This is a genomic window from Bradyrhizobium sp. SZCCHNR1093 (assembly GCF_032381175.1).
Taxonomy (GTDB): domain Bacteria; phylum Pseudomonadota; class Alphaproteobacteria; order Rhizobiales; family Xanthobacteraceae; genus Bradyrhizobium.
In genome coordinates, this window is record NZ_JAUHJJ010000002.1 from 341,534 (window position 1) to 361,678 (window position 20,145).

At 66.4% G+C, this 20,145-nt stretch carries 20 protein-coding genes and 1 riboswitch; of the genes, 13 read left to right on the top strand and 7 right to left on the bottom strand.

Annotation, left to right across the window (positions count from 1 at the left end):
* Positions 1-46: 46 nt before the first annotated feature.
* The 5 genes from QX070_RS07190 to QX070_RS07210 are packed head-to-tail and all read left to right on the top strand — an operon-like array spanning position 47 to position 4,700.
* A complete protein-coding gene (locus QX070_RS07190; RefSeq protein WP_315736226.1) occupies positions 47-871 on the top strand; it encodes an ABC transporter ATP-binding protein in 825 nt (274 codons plus the stop codon).
* Entirely contained in the window at positions 864-1,703 is an 840-nt protein-coding gene (locus QX070_RS07195) for an ABC transporter permease (protein WP_315736227.1), read from the top strand. Before QX070_RS07190 ends, QX070_RS07195 begins: the two co-directional genes overlap by 8 nt.
* 18 nt (positions 1,704-1,721) lie before the next feature.
* Positions 1,722-2,792: an ABC transporter substrate-binding protein gene (locus tag QX070_RS07200; RefSeq protein WP_315736228.1), complete on the top strand. Its 1,071-nt coding sequence runs from the start codon at positions 1,722-1,724 to the stop codon at positions 2,790-2,792.
* Positions 2,789-3,493: an SDR family oxidoreductase gene (locus tag QX070_RS07205; RefSeq protein WP_315736229.1), complete on the top strand. Its 705-nt coding sequence runs from the start codon at positions 2,789-2,791 to the stop codon at positions 3,491-3,493. The genes QX070_RS07200 and QX070_RS07205 overlap by 4 nt, the downstream gene beginning before the upstream one ends.
* 37 nt (positions 3,494-3,530) lie before the next feature.
* Positions 3,531-4,700, top strand: a complete 1,170-nt coding sequence (locus QX070_RS07210; RefSeq protein ID WP_315736230.1) for a mandelate racemase/muconate lactonizing enzyme family protein — start codon at positions 3,531-3,533, stop codon at positions 4,698-4,700.
* 388 nt (positions 4,701-5,088) lie between these two features.
* Here the strand turns inward: QX070_RS07210 and QX070_RS07215 are convergent, their stop codons facing one another.
* Both QX070_RS07215 and QX070_RS07220 read right to left on the bottom strand, forming a co-directional pair.
* Entirely contained in the window at positions 5,089-5,469 is a 381-nt protein-coding gene (locus QX070_RS07215; RefSeq protein WP_315736231.1) for a response regulator, read from the bottom strand.
* 54 nt (positions 5,470-5,523) lie between these two features.
* Positions 5,524-6,381: an MJ0042-type zinc finger domain-containing protein gene (locus QX070_RS07220; RefSeq protein ID WP_315737026.1), complete on the bottom strand. Its 858-nt coding sequence runs from the start codon at positions 6,379-6,381 to the stop codon at positions 5,524-5,526.
* A 214-nt stretch (positions 6,382-6,595) separates the two neighbouring features.
* Between QX070_RS07220 and ftsE the strand changes: the two genes are divergently transcribed.
* The 4 genes from ftsE (at position 6,596) to QX070_RS07240 (ending at position 9,965) form a co-directional block, all read left to right on the top strand.
* Positions 6,596-7,255 carry a cell division ATP-binding protein FtsE gene (gene ftsE / locus QX070_RS07225; RefSeq protein ID WP_006615648.1) on the top strand — a complete coding sequence of 220 codons (660 nt, stop codon included), beginning with the start codon at positions 6,596-6,598 and terminating at the stop codon, positions 7,253-7,255.
* Positions 7,248-8,216, top strand: a complete 969-nt coding sequence (locus QX070_RS07230; protein ID WP_315736232.1) for an ABC transporter permease — start codon at positions 7,248-7,250, stop codon at positions 8,214-8,216. Before ftsE ends, QX070_RS07230 begins: the two co-directional genes overlap by 8 nt.
* Positions 8,217-8,471: 255 nt before the next feature.
* Complete coding sequence (locus QX070_RS07235; RefSeq protein ID WP_315736233.1) at positions 8,472-9,185, top strand: YdcF family protein; 714 nt, start codon at positions 8,472-8,474, stop codon at positions 9,183-9,185.
* A 12-nt stretch (positions 9,186-9,197) separates the two neighbouring features.
* Entirely contained in the window at positions 9,198-9,965 is a 768-nt protein-coding gene (locus QX070_RS07240) for a lysophospholipid acyltransferase family protein (protein ID WP_315736234.1), read from the top strand.
* Between the two features lie 6 nt (positions 9,966-9,971).
* On the opposite strand, the gene QX070_RS07245 is transcribed toward QX070_RS07240, so the two are convergent.
* Positions 9,972-10,574 (bottom strand): gamma-glutamylcyclotransferase, encoded by a 603-nt coding sequence (locus QX070_RS07245; protein WP_409998895.1) that lies wholly within the window; start codon positions 10,572-10,574, stop codon positions 9,972-9,974.
* Positions 10,575-10,673: 99 nt separating this feature from the next.
* Here QX070_RS07245 and QX070_RS07250 point away from each other — a divergent pair, with 99 nt between their 5' ends.
* Entirely contained in the window at positions 10,674-11,858 is a 1,185-nt protein-coding gene (locus QX070_RS07250; protein WP_315736236.1) for a DUF2125 domain-containing protein, read from the top strand.
* Between the two features lie 5 nt (positions 11,859-11,863).
* Here QX070_RS07250 and QX070_RS07255 read toward each other — a convergent pair whose 3' ends face one another.
* Genes QX070_RS07255 through QX070_RS07265 form a run of 3 tightly spaced genes read right to left on the bottom strand, consistent with a single transcriptional unit; the run spans position 11,864 to position 14,764 of the window.
* Positions 11,864-12,799: a prephenate/arogenate dehydrogenase family protein gene (locus QX070_RS07255; RefSeq protein WP_315736237.1), complete on the bottom strand. Its 936-nt coding sequence runs from the start codon at positions 12,797-12,799 to the stop codon at positions 11,864-11,866.
* Positions 12,796-13,893 (bottom strand): histidinol-phosphate transaminase, encoded by a 1,098-nt coding sequence (hisC, locus tag QX070_RS07260; RefSeq protein ID WP_315736238.1) that lies wholly within the window; start codon positions 13,891-13,893, stop codon positions 12,796-12,798. Before hisC ends, QX070_RS07255 begins: the two co-directional genes overlap by 4 nt.
* 37 nt (positions 13,894-13,930) lie before the next feature.
* Positions 13,931-14,764: a chorismate mutase gene (locus QX070_RS07265; RefSeq protein ID WP_315736239.1), complete on the bottom strand. Its 834-nt coding sequence runs from the start codon at positions 14,762-14,764 to the stop codon at positions 13,931-13,933.
* Between the two features lie 198 nt (positions 14,765-14,962).
* A riboswitch (SAM riboswitch) is annotated at positions 14,963-15,042 on the top strand.
* A 91-nt stretch (positions 15,043-15,133) separates the two neighbouring features.
* Between QX070_RS07265 and QX070_RS07270 the strand changes: the two genes are divergently transcribed.
* The 3 genes from QX070_RS07270 to QX070_RS07280 all read left to right on the top strand — a co-directional run bounded on the left by QX070_RS07270 (position 15,134) and on the right by QX070_RS07280 (position 17,413).
* Positions 15,134-16,348 carry a homoserine O-acetyltransferase gene (locus tag QX070_RS07270; protein WP_315736240.1) on the top strand — a complete coding sequence of 405 codons (1,215 nt, stop codon included), beginning with the start codon at positions 15,134-15,136 and terminating at the stop codon, positions 16,346-16,348.
* Between the two features lie 3 nt (positions 16,349-16,351).
* Positions 16,352-17,017: a methionine biosynthesis protein MetW gene (gene metW, locus QX070_RS07275; protein ID WP_315736241.1), complete on the top strand. Its 666-nt coding sequence runs from the start codon at positions 16,352-16,354 to the stop codon at positions 17,015-17,017.
* Between the two features lie 105 nt (positions 17,018-17,122).
* Positions 17,123-17,413, top strand: coding sequence for a GIY-YIG nuclease family protein (locus QX070_RS07280; protein ID WP_315736242.1), 291 nt, complete (start codon positions 17,123-17,125; stop codon positions 17,411-17,413).
* A gap of 669 nt (positions 17,414-18,082) precedes the next feature.
* Here the strand turns inward: QX070_RS07280 and QX070_RS07285 are convergent.
* Positions 18,083-20,125: a S8 family serine peptidase gene (locus QX070_RS07285; protein WP_315736243.1), complete on the bottom strand. Its 2,043-nt coding sequence runs from the start codon at positions 20,123-20,125 to the stop codon at positions 18,083-18,085.
* Positions 20,126-20,145 lie beyond the last annotated feature (20 nt).

Below are 20,145 nucleotides of genomic sequence, written 5' to 3' on the forward strand. Positions count from 1 at the left end.
CGGCCGTCACCCAGGCGACAACTCATAAAAAATCGGGTGGACGCTCATGCTGATGATGGATGTCGACAATGCGCCCCGGCGCGCCGCCGCGCCGGATGACGTGCTCATCGCGATCGACCAGGTGTCGAAGACCTACGTCTCGGCTTCGGGCGCGGCGGTTCATGCGCTGAGCCGGATCTCGCTCGACATCAGGCCGGGCGAGTTCGTCTGTGTGGTCGGTCCGTCGGGCTGCGGCAAGAGCACCTTGCTGCGTCTGCTCGCCGGGCTCGACGGCTATAGCGATGGACGGCTACTGCTCGACGGCGAGACGGTCGCAGGGCCCTCGCGCAAGGTCGGCGTGGTGTTCCAGGCTGCCAACCTGCTGCCGTGGATGACGGTGCGCGACAATGTGCGGCTGCCGCTGCGCGTCGGCGGCAAGCATGGACCGGCGGGCGACCGCATCGAGCGCCTGCTTGCCGTCACTGGTCTCGCCGATTTCGGCGACAAATATCCCTACGAGCTGTCCGGCGGCATGCAGCAGCGGGCCGGCATCTGCCGTGCGCTGGCGCGCGATCCCGAGATCCTGCTGATGGACGAGCCGTTCGGCGCGCTCGACGCGCTGACGCGCGAGCGCCTGAACCTCGAGCTGCAGCGCATCTGGCAGGAGAACCGCAAGACCATCCTGCTGATCACCCACTCGATTTCCGAGGCCATCTTCCTCGCCGACCGCGTGATCGTGATGTCGGCACGCCCCGGCCGCATCCTCGCCGATCTCCCCGTGCCGATCCCGCGGCCGCGTACCTTCGACGACATCGTGCTGCACCCGGACTATGCACGACTCGCCAAGGAGGTGCGTGGATTGCTCAACGCGCAGGAGCACGGTCATGACTGATCTCGCCAACGTCGCCGTTTCAGCCATGTCACATCAACCAGCCAGGCCGCGCCGACGCCTCAGCCTGGGATCGCCGATCGCCTGGATCGGTCTCGCGGTGCTGATCCTGAGCTGGATCGCCGCGGTCAATTTGCTGAACATCCCCTCCTACATCCTGCCCAAGCCCGAAGCCGTCGTGCGCGCGCTGTGGTCGGGCCTCGCCGTCAGCCCCGCCAGTCCGCTCGGCTACTACCTGCCGCTGTGGAGCACGCTCAGCAACGCCGCCGTCGGCTGCGCCATCGGCGTTGCGCTCGGCCTTGTCATCGGCTCGCTGATGGCGGAGGTCGAGGCGATCGAGCGCCTGGTGATGCCCTATGCGTTCGCGCTGCAGAGCCTGCCGAAAGTGGCGATTGCGCCGCTGATCGTGATCTGGTTCGGCTTCGGCGACGGCTCGAAGATCGCGATCTCGGCGCTGCTGTCGTTCTTCCCCGTGCTCATCAACAGCTTCACGGGGCTGCGCGCCGTCGAGCCGGAGCGCATCGACCTGATGCGCTCGCTGTCGGCGTCGCGGCTCGAGACCTACCGCATCGTCAAGCTGCCCAACGCTGCGCCCTTCATCTTCGCGGGCCTCGACATGGCCGTGGTCTATGCGCTGCTCGGCGCCATCGTGGCCGAGTTCCTCGGCGCGCAGCGCGGCATGGGCGTGGTCATCACCCAGGCGCAGGCGGTGTCGGATGTCGCCGGCGTGTTCGCCGCGCTGATCATTCTCGGTGTGCTCGGCATCGTGCTGCATGGGATCGTGCGCTGGTGCGAGGCCAAGATCGTGCACTGGGGCGCCAACCGCAAAAAATAAAACAGGGAGGAACGAAGAATGGTTTCGCGCAGGTCATTCCTGAAGGGCAGCGCCGGGGCGGCGCTGCTGATGAGCAGTGCGCCGGCTGGCTTGATGGCGGCTGACATCAAGAAGATCCGTTTCGGCGTCGGGCTCAAGGCGCTCAACGCCACCGTGATCAACTGCGTGATCGGCGAGGCGCTGGGCTACAACGCGCAGGAGGGCTTTTCGCTCGACGTCCAGGCGCTCGGCACCAACGCCAACGTCCAGGTCGCGACCGATCGCGGCACGGTGGCGATCGGCGTCGGCGTGCCCTCGACCGCGCTGCCGCTGCTCGCCAAGGGCGAATGGAGCGGCGCCAAACTGTTCTATCAGTACACCTATCCGTACAAATGGGACATTGCCGTCCCGCCGGGGTCGACGCTCAAGAGCTACACGGATCTCAAGGGCAGGAAGATCGGCGTCTCGGACTTTGGCGCCACCGAATATCCGGTGACCAGGAACGTGCTGAAGGCGCTCGGCCTGGATCCGGACAAGGACGTGAGCTGGGTCGCGGTCGGCAACGGCACGCCGGCCGGCGTCGCCCTGCAGCGTGGCGTCATCGATGCGCTCGCCTATTTCGATACGGGTTTTGGCCAGATCGAAGCCGCCGGCATCGAGCTGACCTACCTGCCGCGTCCGACCAATATCCCGATGGTCGGCGGCCAGTTTCTGATGGCGATGCCCGCGACCTTCGAGAAGGACAAGGATCTGCTGATCGGCTTCGGCCGCTCGGTGTGCAAGGCGTCGCAGTTCCTGCTCGCCAATCCCGCCGCCGGCGCCAGGGCCTTTCTCAAGCTCTATCCTGAAACGGCGCCGCGCGGCGCCAGCGAGGACGAGGCGGTCAAGGCCGTGCTGCAGTCGATCAGCCGCCGCATCAAGCTCTATGCGCCGCCTTATGCCAGCACCCAGATGGGCACGATCAACGAGCAGGAGTTCCGCACCGAAGCGGCGATGAACGGGCTGGACATCAAGGACTATGCTGCGCTCTACACCAACGAGCTGATCGACAAGATCAACAATTTCGATGCAGTGAAGGTCAAGGCCGAGGCGGCTGCGTACAAGGGATGACGGCAGGGGATCACGAACGCAGGTCTGCGCGCCACGCGGTGGTGACCGGAAGCAGCTCCGGCATCGGCCACGCCATTGCCGCGCGCCTCCTCGCGGGCGGCTGGCGCGTGACCGGCATCGACCGCGCGCCGTCGGCGTTGTCGCATCCCGACTTCGTGGGCCTGCAGGCTGATCTGGCCGAGCCGGACGCCCTTGTCGCGCGCCTGGCCGATCTCGGCGACGTGACCGCGCTGGTCCATGCCGCCGGCTACATGCGGGTCGGCCGTCTCGGCGAGCTCGCGCCTGAGACCAGCGCGGGCATGTGGCGCGTCCATGTCGGTGCGGCGGAGGCGCTGGCCAATGCGCTGGCACCCGATATGGGCGAGGGTGGGCGCATCGTGCTGATCGGCAGCCGCACCGCCAACGGTGCAGCCGGCCGCAGCCAGTATGCCGCGACCAAGGCGGCGCTCACCGGCCTCGCGCGGTCCTGGGCGATCGAGCTGGCGCCGCGCCGCGTCACCGTCAACGTCATCGCGCCGGCCGCGACCGACACACCGTTCCTGCGCGATCCCAGCCGCGCCGGCACCGCGCCGGTGCTGCCGCCGATGGGCCGCTTCGTCGGTCCGGCCGAGGTGGCCGCGCTCGCCGCCTTCCTGCTGTCGCCGGAGGCGGGCGCCATCACCGGACAGACCATCACCATCTGCGCCGGCGCCTCGCTCTAGAGCGACCGCGCATGCTCACACGACCAGGAGACTGACCATGACCATCCGCATCGTCGACGTCCGCGAGGTGACGAAGCCGATCTCGTCGCCGATCCGCAACGCCTATATCGACTTCACCAGGATGACGACGAGCCTGGTTGCCGTCATCACCAATGTCGAGCGCAACGGGCGTCCCGTGGTCGGCTACGGCTTCAACTCCAACGGCCGCTACGGGCAGGGCGGGCTCATCCGTGAGCGTTTTCGCGCGCGGCTGCTGGAGGCTGATCCAGTCTCGCTGCTGGACGCGACCAAGGACAACATCGATCCCGACAAGGCCTGGGCGGCGATGATGAGCAACGAGAAGCCCGGCGGTCACGGCGAGCGCTCGGTCGCCGTCGGCACGCTCGACATGGCGATCTGGGATGCGGTCGCCAAGATCGCCGACAAGCCGCTGTTCCGTCTGCTCGCGGAGCGGCACGGCCGCAAGGCCGAACCGCGCGTCTTCGTCTACGCTGCCGGCGGCTACTACTATCCCGGCAAGGATCTCTCGGCGCTCCGCCGCGAGATGCGCGGCTATCTCGAGCGTGGCTACAATGTCGTGAAGATGAAGATCGGCGGCGCCCCGATCGATGAGGACCGTGAGCGCATCGAGGCCGTGCTCGATGAGATCGGCTCCGGCCATCAGCTCGCCGTCGATGCCAATGGCCGCTTCGACCTGGAGACCGCCATCGCCTACGCCAAGATGCTGCGCGACTATCCGCTGTTCTGGTACGAGGAGGCTGGCGATCCGCTCGACTATCACCTGCAGGCGACGCTGGCTGACTTCTATCCCGGCCCGATGGCCACCGGCGAGAACCTGTTCAGCCACCAGGACGCGCGCAACCTCATTCGCTATGGCGGCATGCGTCCCGATCGCGACTGGCTGCAATTCGACTGCGCGCTGTCCTACGGCCTGTGCGAATATCTGCGCACGCTCGACGTCCTCAGGACCTACGGCTGGTCGCCGTCACGCTGCATCCCGCATGGCGGCCACCAGATGTCGCTCAACATCGCCGCCGGCCTCGGCCTCGGCGGCAATGAGAGCTATCCCGACCTGTTCCAGCCTTATGGCGGCTTCCCCGACGGCGTGAAGGTGATCGATGGCCACATCACGATGCTGGACCTCCCCGGCATCGGCTTCGAGGGCAAATCCGATCTCTATGCCGAGATGCGCGCGCTCAGCGCGTGAAGCTGAGCGGGGCGTCCTACGGCCGCCCCAGCGTTATTGCGAGCGCAGCGAAGCAATCCAGACGGTCTCCGCAGAGGGATTCTGGATTGCTTCGCTGCGCTCGCAATGACGGAGGAGAGAGGATCAGTTCCTTCAGCGACCTTTACGCAGGCGCGAGCCCATCAGGCATGTCCGCGCTCCATCGCACCCATCGCTGTCGTCCCGGGCAAGCCGCGATGGCGCGAAGCGACGGCGTGGTGCCGACCCGGGACCCATACCCCCAGGGAGATGTGATGGCGCGAGATGTGGGACCAGTCTTGTCCCTCAACGGCGGCGGTGGCAATGGATCCCTGCGTTCGCAGGGATGACAGCGCGGACTGCAGCAACGTCGAGGATTATCGTTGGCGCGCTACGCCTTGCCCGCCTTCGACGCCAGCGCGTCGGCGACCGCGGTTCTGATATCGGCGACCGAGAACGGCTTGGTGATGACGTCGTGAGCGATCGCGCTGAGATTCGACGCGCGCTCGCGCTGATGGGCAAAGCCCGTCATCAGCAGGATGGTCAAATCGGGAAAATCGCGTGCTGCCGACAGCGCCAGCGCGATGCCGTCCATGATGGGCATCTGGATGTCGGTCAGCAGCAGGTCGAAGGCGCCGGCCTCGCGCGTCAGGATGTCGAGCGCCTCGGCACCGTCCTGCGCCGTCACGATCTCATGTCCATCCATGGCAATGGCGCGCGCGACCAAGGTCCGCATCGAATCTTCGTCGTCGGCGATCAGCACGCGCGACATGTCGTTTCGTCTCCGTGTCGTGGGCCCCGCGAGAGAGCCGCGAGACCGGAACCATCATGCACTGCCGGCGGCGAGGTCGCGCCGGTTGAAGAACCGTATATCGATATTGCGGCCTTCGGGAGGGGGCGAGGCGAGCCGCGACTTGAACGTCGTGCGCTCGCCGGGCTTGAGCGCGGTCTGATCGAGCAGCGTGTTCCAGGCGTAGATCTCGGTGCCCTGCGCGTCACGGACGCTGAAACGCAACCGCGGCAGATCGACCGATTTCTTCGTCAGGCTGACGATCGTTCCCTCGATCACCAGCACCGGCTTGCCGTCGACGGTTTCGGTCGCCACCTTCAGGTCCTTGAAGTTCAGGCCGCGCAGGTTCACCTCGAGCCCGACCAGCTTGTAGAACGACGCCGTCTGCGGCAGCAGCCTGACGACGTCGGCGCGCCACACCACGAGCGCAATCGTGAGCGCCGCCATGGCGGCCGTCAGCACCGGCAGGTTCAACAGCTTATTGCCTGGGAAATCCGGCAACGTCGGGCGCCTGATGAGCTTGCGGAGACCGGCGAGGCGCGAAGCCCCGCCCTGCGCCGGCTGCTCGGCATCGGCCGTGTCGTCGTCGGGCTCGGCGAGGGCATCGTCAGGCCAGCCGGCGGCCAGCGGCGGACTTTCCACCTCGGGCGACCGTCCGCCGTCATCTTCTTCCTGGCGGGCGAGGGCTTCCCACTCGTCGGCGGCGTCACGGGGCGCGGCCGCCGCGCCGGCCTCCGCCATGGCGGGCATGGGGGCGGGCGCCTCGACCGCATCCTCCGGTCGCGCCAGCCAGACCTCCTTGCAACGGGAACAGCGTACGCTGCGGCCAGCCATACCCAGGGTTGCCAAGTCGATGGCATAAGATGTCGTACAATGAGGGCAAACGATGAACATCGCGCCTGTTCTCCAACGGCCATTGCCGCTTTGTTTCCGACAGTTCGTGCTACAAGGACCGCCATGTCGACGAACTTCGGAACTCAATCGCGCCAATGGTACACGGCGACCGTTAACGAACCGGAAACCATAACGGGCGCTCAATCGGGCCATCGTACCGCTGAGCTTGGAGCGTGCGGGTCTGCCGCGCACGCGGTCGAACGGAGCTGACGCTTTGGTTCGGTTCGAAAATGTTGGGCTGCGCTATGGATTGGGGCCGGAGATTCTCCGCGACCTCAGTTTCCAGATTCCCGCCCATTCCTTCCAGTTTCTCACCGGCCCGTCGGGCGCCGGCAAGACCTCGCTGCTGAAGCTGCTGTTCCTGTCGCTGCGGCCGACCCGCGGTCTGGTCAATCTGTTCGGCTACGACATCTCGCTGCTCAGCAAGGAAGAGATCGCCGATCTGCGCAAGCGCATCGGCATCGTGCTGCAGGACTTCCGGCTGCTCGACCACATGACGACCTATGAGAACGTGGCGTTGCCGTTTCGCGTCATGGGTCGCGACGAGTCAAGCTATCGCAAGGAGGTCATCGACCTCCTGAAATGGGTCGGCCTCGGCGAGCGCATGGATGCGCTGCCGCCGATCCTGTCGGGTGGTGAGAAGCAGCGCGCGGCGATCGCGCGCGCCGTGATCTCGCGGCCGCAGCTGCTGCTCGCGGACGAGCCGACCGGCAACGTCGATCCGACGCTCGGCCGCCGCCTGCTGCGGCTGTTCATCGAACTGAACCGCTCGGGCACGGCGGTGATCATCGCAACCCATGACATCACGCTGATGGACCAATACGAGGCCCGCCGGCTGGTGCTGCATCAGGGACGATTGCACATCTATGAGTAGCGTAGACGATCGCGGCCTCCTGGTCGATCTCGGCGACGACCGCCCGCAACTGCCGGCGCAGGCCCGCATCGTGTCGCCGATCGTGCCGCGCGCCTCGATCGCGGGCCGTGCGCTGGTCGCCGTGGTGGCGATCATGACCTTCCTGGCCTCGATCACGACCGGCGGCGTGCTGCTGGTCAGCGAGTCCGCGGCCGAATGGCAGTCGGAGGTGGCGAGCGAGATCACGGTTCAGGTTCGCCCCAAGACCGGCCGGGATCTCGAGCGCGACATTGCCCTGGTGACGGAGGCGATGCGGGCGCAGTCCGGAATCGTGGAGGTCCGGCCATTCACGAAGGAGGAATCGAGCAAGCTGCTGGAGCCGTGGCTCGGCAGCGGCTTGTCGTTCGATGAGCTTCCGGTGCCCCGCGTCATCATCGCACGCGTCCAGCCCGGCACCAGCTTCGATCTCAACGCCCTGCGCGCCCGCGTGACCCAGGTTGCGCCGACCGCCAGCGTGGATGACCACCGCGCCTGGATCGAGCGCATGCGCTCGATGACCGGTGCTACCCTGTTTGCAGGCTTCGGCATTCTCGTGCTGGTGATCGCGGCCACCATCATCTCGGTGTCGTTCGCGACCCGCGGCGCGATGGCCGCGAACCGGCCGATCGTCGAGGTGCTGCATTTCGTCGGCGCCGGTGACCGCTACATCGCCAATCACTTCCTGCGGCACTTTTTGCAGCTCGGACTGGAGGGGGGCGTGATCGGCGGCGGCCTTGCGATGCTCGGATTCGGGTTCTCGGAGTCGATCGCCAATTGGTTCTCCGGCACCCCCGTCGGCGATCAGTTTGCGGCATTGCTCGGGACGTTCTCGCTGCGCCCGCTCGGCTATGTCGCGATCGCGCTGCAGGCCATCGTGATCGCCGCGGTGACCGGCTGGGCCGCACGCCGGACCCTGTTCACGACGCTGGCGAGCATCGACTGATGGCGGCTTCTATCCCCAGCCGTCTCGTTGCGGATTTCACTTGGCCCGAAAACCGCCTAAAATCGTCTGCGCCGGGGTGAGGCAGGACGGGGTGAGCTGGGTCACGAACACGGCGGAGGTCGCGCGCCAGGATCGGCGGCGAGCGAACGTGATCGGGAGGCCGGCGAAACCTGCCTGCGTTCCCGGACTTGAACGACGGGATCGCGCGACGGCATGGCGCCGCGCGCAGGCAGGCAAGGACAAGCCAGGCGTTGCATGGAGCCGGAGACCGACCATAGCAGGCGAAAGCTGCCGCTCACCGTGGCGGTGTGGCGGACGCTCGCGGGCGCCGTGGCGACACTCGGGCTCGGCTTCTTCGTCGCCGCGGTCGGTTTCGTCGGCTTCCTCTCGCAATTGCGCGGTGCCGAGATCCAGCCCGAGCGAAAGGCGGACGGAATCGTGGTCCTGACCGGCGGCTCGTCGCGCGTGTCGGACGCGGTGGAACTCCTAGCGGGAGGCTATGGCCGGCGGCTGCTGATCTCCGGCGTGCACCCGACCAACGAGGCCAGCAACATCACCAGGTCGCTGCCCGAGGCGCGATCATTCATCAACTGCTGCGTCGATCTGGATTATTCGGCGATCAACACCCGCAGCAACGCCGCGCAGACGCGGCGGTGGGCCAGCGAGCGCGGCTTCAAGTCGCTGATCGTGGTGACGTCGAACTATCACATGCCGCGGGCCATCGTCGAACTGTCGCATGCGATGCCGAGCATGGATCTCATTCCGTACGCCGTCGTCGGCGAGAAATGGCGTGACGAGCCGTGGTGGACCAGCGCGCCGACGCTGCGACTTCTGCTGTCCGAATATGCCAAATTTGTCGCCGCCGAGATGCGGCTGCGGCTGGCCGATCTCGGCCTCGATCTCGCGCCCGAGGTCGATCCGCCAACCGGCTCGGTGGCGCGCCGACCGACGACGGCGCAAGCCAATTGAACTGGGTTTCTGATGGTCTCGATCTTCCTGCGTTCGCTGCTGTTCAACATCCTGTTCTACCCGAACTTCGTGCTCTGGGCGCTGATCGCGTTGCCGACCCTGGCGATGCCCCGCAAGGCGCTGCTGCGCGTCGCCAATTGGTGGGCGCAGAGCAACATTTTGTTGATGCGCGTCGTCTGCAACATCCGCGTCGAATATCGCGGCGTCGAAAAGATCCCGAAGGGGCCGCTTATCGTCGCCGCCAAGCATCAGTCGATGTGGGAGACGATCTCGCTGCTGCATTTCTTCGATGCGCCGTTCTTCGTTCTCAAACGCGAGCTGCTGCGGATTCCCTTGTTCGGACAATATCTGGTCAAGGCGGACATGATCGCGATCGACCGCAGCTCCGGCGCCCGCGCGTTGAAGCAGGTGATGCGGCGGGCGGCGGAGGAGGTGAAGCACGGCCGTCAGTTTGTGATTTTTCCGGAAGGCACGCGGCGCCCGGCGGGCGCACCGCCGGACTACAAGGGCGGGGTCGGCTTGATCTATACGGATTGCGGCGTGCCGTGCCTGCCGGTGGCGCTGAACTCAGGGCTGTTCTGGCCGCGTCGCACATTCCTGCGCTATCCGGGCACGCTTGTGGTGGAGTTTCTTGATCCGCTGCCGCCGGGCCTGCCACGCGATGAATTCATGCAGCGGATCCAAAGCGTGATCGAGGAGGCCACCAATCGGCTGGTCGCCGCAGGGCAGGCCGAGCAGGCCCGCCTGTTCGGCCGCATAGCGGCGGCGGTGAAAGCTTGACGCGTGCTATGGCGGCGCACCTTCCGGCGCAGGATGCAGCGAATGGCCGTCATCGTGCAGCATCGTTGCGAGCCGATGCAACTGCGTGTCGCGAAGGCCCTGCGCCTCGATCGCCTTCACAGTCGAGATCACGTAGTCGCGATTGGCGCCGGACTGGCCGTGACCCTGACGCACATGGCGCAACTGTTCCTGCGGCGACAACCGGCCGGCATATTGCACATGGCCGCGATCGACCACGTAGACCAGCGCGCTCACCCGCTCGCGGGCGTCGTTCTCCAGCCATACCGAGCGCGTCACTTCGCGATACACCGAGGTCACCTGCTCACGCGCCCGCAAATACGCGATGGTCTCGTCGCGCTTGTCTCCTGCCACCCGAAACGCAATGCCGCGACACGCGCCGCCGCGATCGAGACCGAGCACGAGGCCGGGCTTCTCCGGCGTTCCGCGGTGGACGAACGAATACACACAGAGCGCGCGATGCTCGCCGATCAACCGCGCCGGCACCTGCTCGAGAAAGGCGAATCCGGGTCGCCACATCAGCGAGCCGTAGCCGAAGACCCAGAGGTCGCCGTGGGGAAGGTCGCGTTCGGAGAGGGTCATTGCGGACATCAATGCGGAGGCCTAAGTGTGGTGCTCGCGAATTGTTAATCTAGATACACAATCCGTGATCGCCGAATTGCCAAAATTGCTGCCCAAAGGGTGTCCTGCATGTCTCGTTTGCCGCAACCGCCGCGCAGGCGCTCTCGCTGGGGGCTTTTCATAGCTCCCGTCCTGCTCCTGATCGCCGCCGTCGCGTGGAGCGCATTCTGGTTCTTCGCCGCTTCGCAAGTGGATGTCCAGGCCGACGCCTGGCGTGCGCGCGAAGCGAAGTCCGGCCGCGTCTTCGATTGCGCGAACCGCTCGGTCGCCGGCTTTCCGTTCCGGCTCGAGGTCCGCTGTACGGATCCGAACGTAGCCCTGTTTTCGCAGGCCGCCGGCACGCCCTTGATGAACGCCAAGCTCGACGAGATTCTCGTCGTCGCACAGGTGTGGGACCCGAAGCGGGTCATCGCGGAGTTCAAGGGACCCGCTATGATCGCCGACGGTCGCGGACCGGCCTCGTTCTCCGTGAACTGGCGCGTCGGTGAGGCCAGTGTCCGCGGTCTGCCAGGGCCGCCGCAGCGCGCCGACCTCGTGTTCGAACAACCGACCATCGACCGCATCGAGGGCAACACTGCGGTGCCCGCCGCGCGCGCCGATCATGCCGAATTGCACGGCCGTGTTGCCGAGGGCTCGCCGTCCGACCATCCGGTGCTGGAGACCGCGTTGCAGATCGCGAACGGCAGCATCCAAGGCAGCCATCCTCTGCTTGCCGAACCGTTCAATACCGACGTCCAGGCCCGCGTCACGGGTCTCAAGGACTTCAGGCCCAAACCCTGGCCGGAGCGGTTTCGCGAGATCCAGGCGGCGGGCGGTCATGTCGAGATCGTCCAGTCGCGCATCCAGCAGGGCGAGCTGCTGGCCGTCGCGTCGGGCACGCTCAGCCTGACCGCCAATGGCGGCATCGATGGCGAAGTGCAGATGACGGTCGCGGGGATCGAAAAGGTCATTCCGGCGCTCGGTCTCGACAAGATGCTCGAAAACGGCGTGCCGCAGGGGACGCTCGATCGCGTAGCGCCGGGTGTGAAGTCGCAAGACGTCAACAACCTGCTCGGTGCGCTCGACCGCGCGATTCCCGGCCTCGGCAAGGTCGTTAAGCAGAACGCCAACGTCGGCGTCGCGCTCGGCATCAATGCGCTCGGCAAGGAGGCCACCCTCGAAGGGCGCAAGGCGCGGACCTTCCCGTTGCGCTTCGCCGACGGGGTCGTGGTGCTCGGTCCGTTCAAGGTCGCCCGCGTCCCACCGCTGTTCTGAAGCCTTCAGGGCTTCTTCAACTGCGGCAGCGGCCGGCCGAAGTCCGGCGCCGCCGAATCCTGGCCGATATCGACGATGCCGCGGCGGATCGCACGGGTGCGGGTGAAGTGATCGAACAGCGCATCGCCGTCGCCGCGGCGGATCGCCCGCGTCAGCTTGGAGAGGTCCTCGGTGAAGGTGCCGAGCATGTCGAGCACGGCATCCTTGTTGCTCAGGAAGATGTCGCGCCACATCGTCGGGTCGGAGGCGGCGATGCGGGTGAAATCGCGAAAGCCGCCGGCGGAGAACTTGATCACCTCGGACTCGGTCACCTGCGCCAGCTCGTCGGCGGTGCCGACGATGGTGTAGGCGATCAGATGCGGCAGGTGGCTGGTGATCGCGAGCACGCGGTCATGATGATCCGGCGTCATGATCTCGACCTTGGCGCCAAGCGCGGCCCAGAACGCGCGCAGACGATCGATCGCGTTGGCATCTACACCGTCGGGCGGCGTCAGGATGCACCAGCGGTTGATGAACAGCTCGGCGAAGCCGGAGTCCGGTCCCGAATTCTCGGTGCCGGCGACCGGATGCGCCGGTACGAAATGAACATGCGCCGGCAGGTGCGGCGCCATGTCGCGAACGATGGCGCCCTTCACGGAGCCGACGTCGGAGACGATGGCGCCGGGCTTCAGATGCGGCGCGATCTCTTCGGCCACGGGACCGCACGCGCCGACGGGAATGCAGAGGATGACGAGGTCGGCATCCTTGACCGCCTCGGCATTGCTCGCAACGACGCGGTCGACGATGCCGAGCTCGGTCACGCGGGCGCGGGTCTTGTCCGAACGCGCCGTGGTGACGATTTCGCCGGCCATGCCTTGCAGCCGCGCCGCGCGCGCGATCGAGCCGCCGATCAGGCCGAAGCCGATCAGCGCGATGCGTTCGAACCGTCCCGCGACGCTCACTTCGTCCTCATGAATTCGCTGAGAGCCTCGACGACCAGACGATTGGCCTCCTCGGTGCCGATCGTCATGCGCAGCGCATTCGGCAACTTGTAGTTGGCGAGCGCGCGCAGCACGAGGCCGCGCCGTGTCAGGAATTCGTCGGCCTCGACCGCGGTGCGGCCCTTCTCGGTCGGGAAGTGGATCAGGATGAAGTTGGTGACGCTCGGCGTCACCTTCAGCCCGAGCCTGCCGATCTCCTCAGTGAGCCAGTTGCGCCAGGTCTCGGTGTGTGCCTTCGACATCTGCTGATGCGCGGTGTCCTCGATCGCGGCGACCGCAGCGAGCATCGCGGGCGAGGAGACGTTGAACGGCCCGCGGATGCGGTTGATGGCATCGACGATGTGCGCCGGGCCGAGCATCCAGCCGACGCGGAGCGCTGCGAGGCCGTGGATCTTGGAAAAGGTGTGGGTGACGACGGTGTTCTCGGTCGTGGCGACCAGCTCGATCCCGAACTCATAATCGTTGCGCGAGACGTAGTCGGCATAGGCGGCGTCGAGCACCAGCACGACATGCGAGGGAAGGCCGGCGCGCAGCCGCTTGACCTCGTCGAACGGGATGTAGGTGCCGGTCGGGTTGTTCGGATTGGCGAGCCACACGAGCTTGGTGCGCGGCGTCACCGCGGCCAGGATCGCGTCGACGTCGGTGCGATACTCGGTCTCGGCGGCAACCACGTTCCTGGCGCCGCAGCCCATGGTCGCGATCGGATAGACCAGGAAGCCGTGCGCGGTCGAGATCGCCTCGTCGCCTTGCCCGAGAAAGGTGTGTGCCAGCAGATTCAGGATCTCGTCGGAGCCGGCGCCGCAGACGATGCGGCCGGGATCGAGGCCATAGGTGCGGCCGATCGCCTCGCGCAGCACCCGCGAGGTGCCTTCCGGATAATCCTCCAGATGTGTGGCCGCGCTCTTGAAGGCCTCGATCGCCTTGGGTGAAGGACCGAACGGAGTCTCGTTCGCCGACAGCTTGAACACCTTGCGGCCCGGCTCGGGCTTCGGGCTCTTGCCCGGCGTGTAGGGCGCAATGTCGAGGATGCCGGGATTCGGCACGGGGCGGTTCATCGTCAACTCCGGAAAATCATCACTGGCGCGGGGCGTCTCAGCTGGGAACCGTATAGCGTTTCGCATGGCCGCCGACGAGGGCCGTCGAGCGCACCGAGGCGCCCGCCGCGATCAGGGCAGCCTTGATCTTGTCGAGGTTCGACGGCGACTCGATCGACACCAACAGCGCCGCGCCGTCAAAGGCGGTATCGGGCACCGCGATGACGTCGGCGAGCGGCGACAGCGCGCGGGACACCTGCGCATTCCAGCCGGAGACGCGGATGCTCCAGGTCTCGACCTCCAGCACCAGCGCGTCGTCCGCGACGCGCGAGATCGCGAACACCGGCAGCGCCGCCGGATGGTCGGCCCGCTCGATGAACGGCATCCGCGCGATGATCTTCGGCGCGCCCGCGGGCTCCAGCGTGATCCACCACGGCGTATGCCCCGAGGTCGTCGACACCAGCGCGAGATCGCCCTTCGAGCGCGCCACGGCTTCGACGGCGGCCTGGGCGCTGAAATGGGCGACATAAGGCACCACGAAGCCGAAATGGAACCTGGCGGAATCGCGCATCGCGGATTCGCCGACCGACACGTCGGCGTGAACCGAGAACGGCGCCTGCACGTAAGTGAACGTCGAGACGATCACGCGCCAGATGCCCTCGACGGTGTCGAGCGGCAGGATGCCGCGATGGCGCTGCACCAGGCGCCGCATCATGTCGGCCTCTCGCGCCGGGCGGAACGCCGAGCCGACCTCCTGGGTCTTCTTGACCTTGATCAGCCGGTCGATGATGTCGGCCCTGTTCATCAGGAGCTGATGGACCTGCTCGTCGATCGCGTCGATCTCCTTGCGCAAATCGGCGAGCGAGGGAGGGGCTGGCGGCGGGGTCGACATGGGCAGGGTCACTCTTCGCAGGCCGCGGGTCAACGCGCGGCGGACTGGAACGGATGCCGTTCTCTCCGATGCGGGGGACGTGCGCAACAGCAAGTTTACCTCGTGCTGCCTAGGCTTGGCTGACCTGCAGCCATGGGGCGCCCGATCGGCGGTCAACCCGAGCTTGCCTTGACGAGGAGCGCCCGCGGGACTAGTTTCTGCCTGTTCCGTGGTCATTTGAGCCGGCCGGCTTGCAGCCACGTTAAAAAACTCGCTAAACAGGCCGGGGACGTTATCGATCCCGGCCGAACCCCAGTTCAGGCCGGGTTTTTCATGGCCTGATGTGTCACGTGGTTCGGGAGCCCTTGCCGGATGGCCGGGGTGAGAGACATGACAGGCCTGACGCCGAAACCCACCTCCGCGCTGCGCACGATTGCGCCCGAAGAGCGCTCGCACGAGGTCGATCATCCGAGCTCGCTGGTCGCGCAGTTCGGTGCCGACAAGCCGCTCAGGCTCGATTGCGGCGTCGACCTGTCGCCGTTCCAGATCGCCTACCAGACCTATGGCGAGCTCAACGCCGACAAGTCGAACGCGGTCCTGGTCTGCCACGCGCTGACCGGCGACCAGCACGTCGCCAACCGTCATCCGGTCACCGGCAAGCCGGGCTGGTGGGAGACGCTGGTCGGCCCCGGCCGTCCGCTCGATCCCAGCCGCTATTTCATCATCTGCTCGAACGTGATTGGCGGCTGCATGGGCTCGACCGGCCCGGCCTCGCTGAACCCTGCGACCGGCAAGGTCTGGGGGCTCGATTTCCCGATCATCACCATCCCCGACATGGTGCGGGCGCAGGCGATGCTGATCGACCATCTCGGCATCGACACGCTGTTCGCCGTGGTCGGCGGCTCGATGGGCGGCATGCAGGCGCTGCAATGGACGGTGGCCTATCCGCAGCGCGTGTTCGCCACGCTCGCGATCGCCTGCGCCACGCGGCACTCGGCACAGAACATCGCCTTCCACGAGCTCGGCCGCCAGGCCGTCATGGCCGATCCCGACTGGGACCACGGCCGCTACGGCGACAAGGGCACTCATCCGCATCGCGGCCTCGCGGTGGCACGGATGGCCGCGCATATCACTTATCTGTCGGATGCCGCCCTGCATCGCAAGTTCGGCCGCCGCATGCAAGACCGCGAGTTGCCGACGTTCTCGTTCGACGCCGACTTCCAGGTCGAGAGCTATCTGCGCTATCAGGGCTCGTCCTTCGTCGAGCGCTTCGACGCCAACTCCTATCTCTATCTGACGCGGGCGATGGACTATTTCGACATCGCCGGCGACCACGATGGCGTGCTGGCGGCGGCGTTCCGCGGCATCAAGACGCGCTTTTGCGTGGTGTCCTTCACCAGCGACTGGCTGTTTCCGACTTCGGAGTCGCGGGCGCTGGTGCATGCGCTCAACGCGTCCAGCGCGCGCGTGTCGTTTGCCGAGATCGAGACCGACAGGGGGCACGACGCGTTCCTGCTCGACGTCCCCGAGTTCTTCGAGATCGCCAGCGCTTTTCTCGATTCCGCCGGCAAGGCGCGCGGCCTCAAGGTCGCGACGGGAGGCTGAGACATGAGCATGCAGGGTGTGCTGCCGCTGAACGGATTCTCCGGCGGCGAGGTGCTGGCCTATCGGCCCGATCATCTCCTGATCGCCGGCATGGTCGAGAGCGGCTCCAAGGTGCTCGACATCGGCTGCGGCGACGGTGACCTGCTGCAGCTGCTCGAGAGCCGCGGCATCGACGGCCGCGGCATCGAGCTGTCGCGCGAGGGCGTCAACCATTGTGTCGCCAAGGGCCTCGCGGTGGTGCAGGGCGATGCTGACACCGATCTCGTCGATTATCCCGACGATGCGTTCGACTACGTGGTCCTGTCGCAGACCCTGCAAGCGACGCGGCGGCCCAAGACGGTGCTGGAAAATCTCCTGCGCATCGGCCGCCGTGCCATCGTCACCTTCCCGAATTTCGGCTTCTGGCGGCTGCGGCTGCAGCTGCTGGTCGGCGGCCACATGCCGCGCACCGACAATCTGCCTTTCACCTGGTACGACACGCCGAACATCCATTTCTGCACCATCAAGGACTTCGTCCAGCTCTGCGACGAGATCGGCGTCAAGATGGAGCGCGCCGTCGCACTTGATAGTTACGGCCGTCCCTTGCGCGTCGCCATGCCCTGGTGGTTCTGGAACATGTTCGGCGAGCAGGGGGTGTTTCTTCTGAGCAGGGCGGAGAAGGGGCGGTAGGGGCAGGGGCGACATTCGCTGGGCGCCTCGTTCAAGTTTGCGGCCCGCTCTCTCCGCCGTCATGGCCGGGCTTGTCCCGGCCATGACGTCTTGCAGTATGGCGAGATGGCGGGCGGCTACGTGTACTTCATGACTAATCGTCCCAACGGTGCGCTCTATGTCGGCGTGACCAGCGATCTCGTGCGCCGTGTCTTTCAGCATCGATCCGGCTTGGTTGACGGCTTCACCAGGCGGTATGGCTTGAAGCGATTGGTGTACTTTGAAGTCTTCGACGACATTCAGAGCGCGATCCAACGGGAGCACAACATCAAGCATTGGTCGCGCGCCTGGAAGATTGGACTGATCATTGCGAGCAATCCCGACTGGGACGATCTCTACGATAGGATCACAGCTTGAGGCGTGCACGAGGACGGACGTGGATGGCCGGGACAAGCCCGGCCATGACGAGCTTGGGGTGGCGGGATTTCACTTTTCAAAGAGCCGATGGCGGCTGAGACAAGGCTGCGCATCCCCGCGGCGCATCTGCGCCCGAGCTATGCGTCATGCATCGCCTCCGATAGCGAAGAGGCGCAGGGAAGGCCGGATGCTGGCCGCACCCATGGCCCGCCTGCGGAAAAAATGCAGGCGGCAGGAACCACAGGTACGAGCCGGAACACCCGGCCTTCCCTGCGCGATGGTTGAACGGCTGCTTCGCATTCTCCTCGGTGCGCCGGGCTTTTTGGCCACCGTGTCGCGCAATGCGCTTGCGCGCATCGCGCTGGATACCAGCATCGGGGTATCAGGACCGCGCGACTTGACCGTGCGTGCCGGAATTGCTCGTCCGCGCGAGGAAGCCCCACGCGCAATCCGACACGCCCACCGCATCCCACCTCAGCGTTCGTGACGACCGCGATACGCCCCTCTTGCAGTGAGGCGGGACGGGCGGAAATCTGCGCTTGATTTGGCCGACGACGCAAGCCGCGATCGTGCGACAAACTAACACGACGGGCAGTCCGTGCATGAGGCTCATGCGCAAACTGCCCGTCGTGCAACGTCTGATGCCGTTCCTACGGCTTGCCCCGTGATCTACAGCAAGCCGACCTTGTGCATGATGTCGCGGATCTGCGCCGGACTGGGATCACCGACCGCCGGGCTGGACCACTCGCTGGTCGTCGTTGCCGGGCCCCTGGCAACCGAACCGGCTCCGTTGAGCTTGCCATTGGGCGCCTGCGGCACCAGCGTCGGAGACGTCGCGCCGCTCTGCGCCTCGCCGCGCGCCAGTCCGAGCAGGCGACGGAGAACGTCGAGCGAGGGATCGGCCGTGGGCGCGGAGGCCACGCCCGCTTCCAGGCCGAGTGCGCGCATCGCGTTCGGCAGTCCGGCACCCGAACGGTTGGGATCGCCGAACTGCAGCGGCGTCGATGTCTCCTTCAGGATCTGGAACAGCCGCTCCACACGCCGCGCGTCGCGTGTCGCGAACTGGCCCTTGAAGTCGGGATGATGCGCCAGCACGAGCGCGGCGAGGCCGGTGACGTGCGGCGTGGCCATCGAGGTGCCGTCCCAGGCCCCGAAGCCATCCGTCGGCAGCGAGGACACGATGCCGACGCCCGGCGCGCAGACGTCGATCTCCGGCCCGAAGCAACTGAACTTCGCCGGAAAATATCCGTCGGCGCTCCGGAAGCCGTCCAACCCCTGCTGGGCGTGGAAGCTGTCCTCGGGAAACTCGCCCCATTTGCCCATCGCGGCGACCGCCAGGCAATGCGGCGTCGAGCCCGGAAACTGGACCGGCCCCGACGAGTTTCCCGCGGCGACGATACAGGCGAGGCCCATCTGCTTGGCCCGCAAGATCCGCTCCTCGATGATCTGCGACGGCTCGCCGCCGCCCAGACTCATGTTGGCGACGTCGATGCCATTCTCCATGCAGTAGTCGAGCGCCGAGACGAGATCGCTGAACCGGCCGCCCGGGAAGATCCGGCAGACATGGATTTCGGCCGCCGGAGCGAAGCCGCGAATGCCTCCGCCGGAGCCGATCGGTCCGCCGGCGATGATCCCGGCGCAATGCGAGCCGTGACCGATGGTATCGACGGTCCAACTCGCGGGATCATTGCCGACGATGCTCTTGCCGATCGTGACGCTGTGCAGATTGCGATGCGTCGGCGCGGCGCCGGAATCGATCACCGCAATCTTCACTCCCGCGCCGTTATAGGCGAGGGGCAGGCGATCGAGGCCCATCGCGCGCTGGCCCCAACCCAGCAATTGCTGGCCGGGAAATCCGCGCAGATAGGCGCCGAGCGTCTTCGCGGCGATGCGGTTCACGCTGTCGGGGGTCAGTTGCGGACGATCGAGCCAGAAGGTCCAGTAATCGACCCGCGGCTTGATCAGGATCGAGCGGATGGTGTCGGGCGTCTCGCCCTGAATCTTGAGCGTGACGCGGCCGCTGGCGTCGGTGACGCCCTGAACCGGCCACACGCTGCCGAACACGTACACTTCCACCTCCGGCAGCGGGCCGCTCTCGCCGACCACTTCGATCGTCGTCGAGAACCCGTCGGCCAAGGGAATGAGAACGCCGGGATTGGGAAGCTGGTGCGGCGCCGGCACCTGGGGGACGGTCGGATCGAGCATGTAGGTGAGCGGCGCATCGCGCTCGACCGCGAGCCGTGCTCCGGCCTGGGCCTTCAGCAATTCGGCCTTGTCGGGCGCCATGCGGGCCAGCACCATCGGGCCGAGCGGTGCTTGTCCTGGGTCGGCGCTCTGAAATCCGAGCAGGCGCGGCGGCTGAATTGTCTTCACCACGTCGATGTCGGGGCTGTTTGTCAGTTGTTGGACGATGAAGTCGGCGCTGAAGGTCCCAAGCCCCATCTGCTGGCGCGGTGCCAGGATGTACTGCGCCCGCCGTTGCGAGATCGTTGCGCCGGGTTGACCCGTTGCTGGCGCCGCCGTGCCGCCGTCGCTGCGGCTGGTCCCTTGTGCGGCTGGGGCTGATGCGGCGGTCACCCGTGCTGCGGCCTGCGGTGCGGCAGCGGCCTCGGCTGACGGCTGCACCGCTCCGGGTTGTGCTCCGGTGCCGTTGACGGCCGTGCCGGCCGCATCCTTCTGATCCGAGATTTCAGGCTTGCTTCGTGCGGCCATTTGCGGGCTCCTTCATCCTC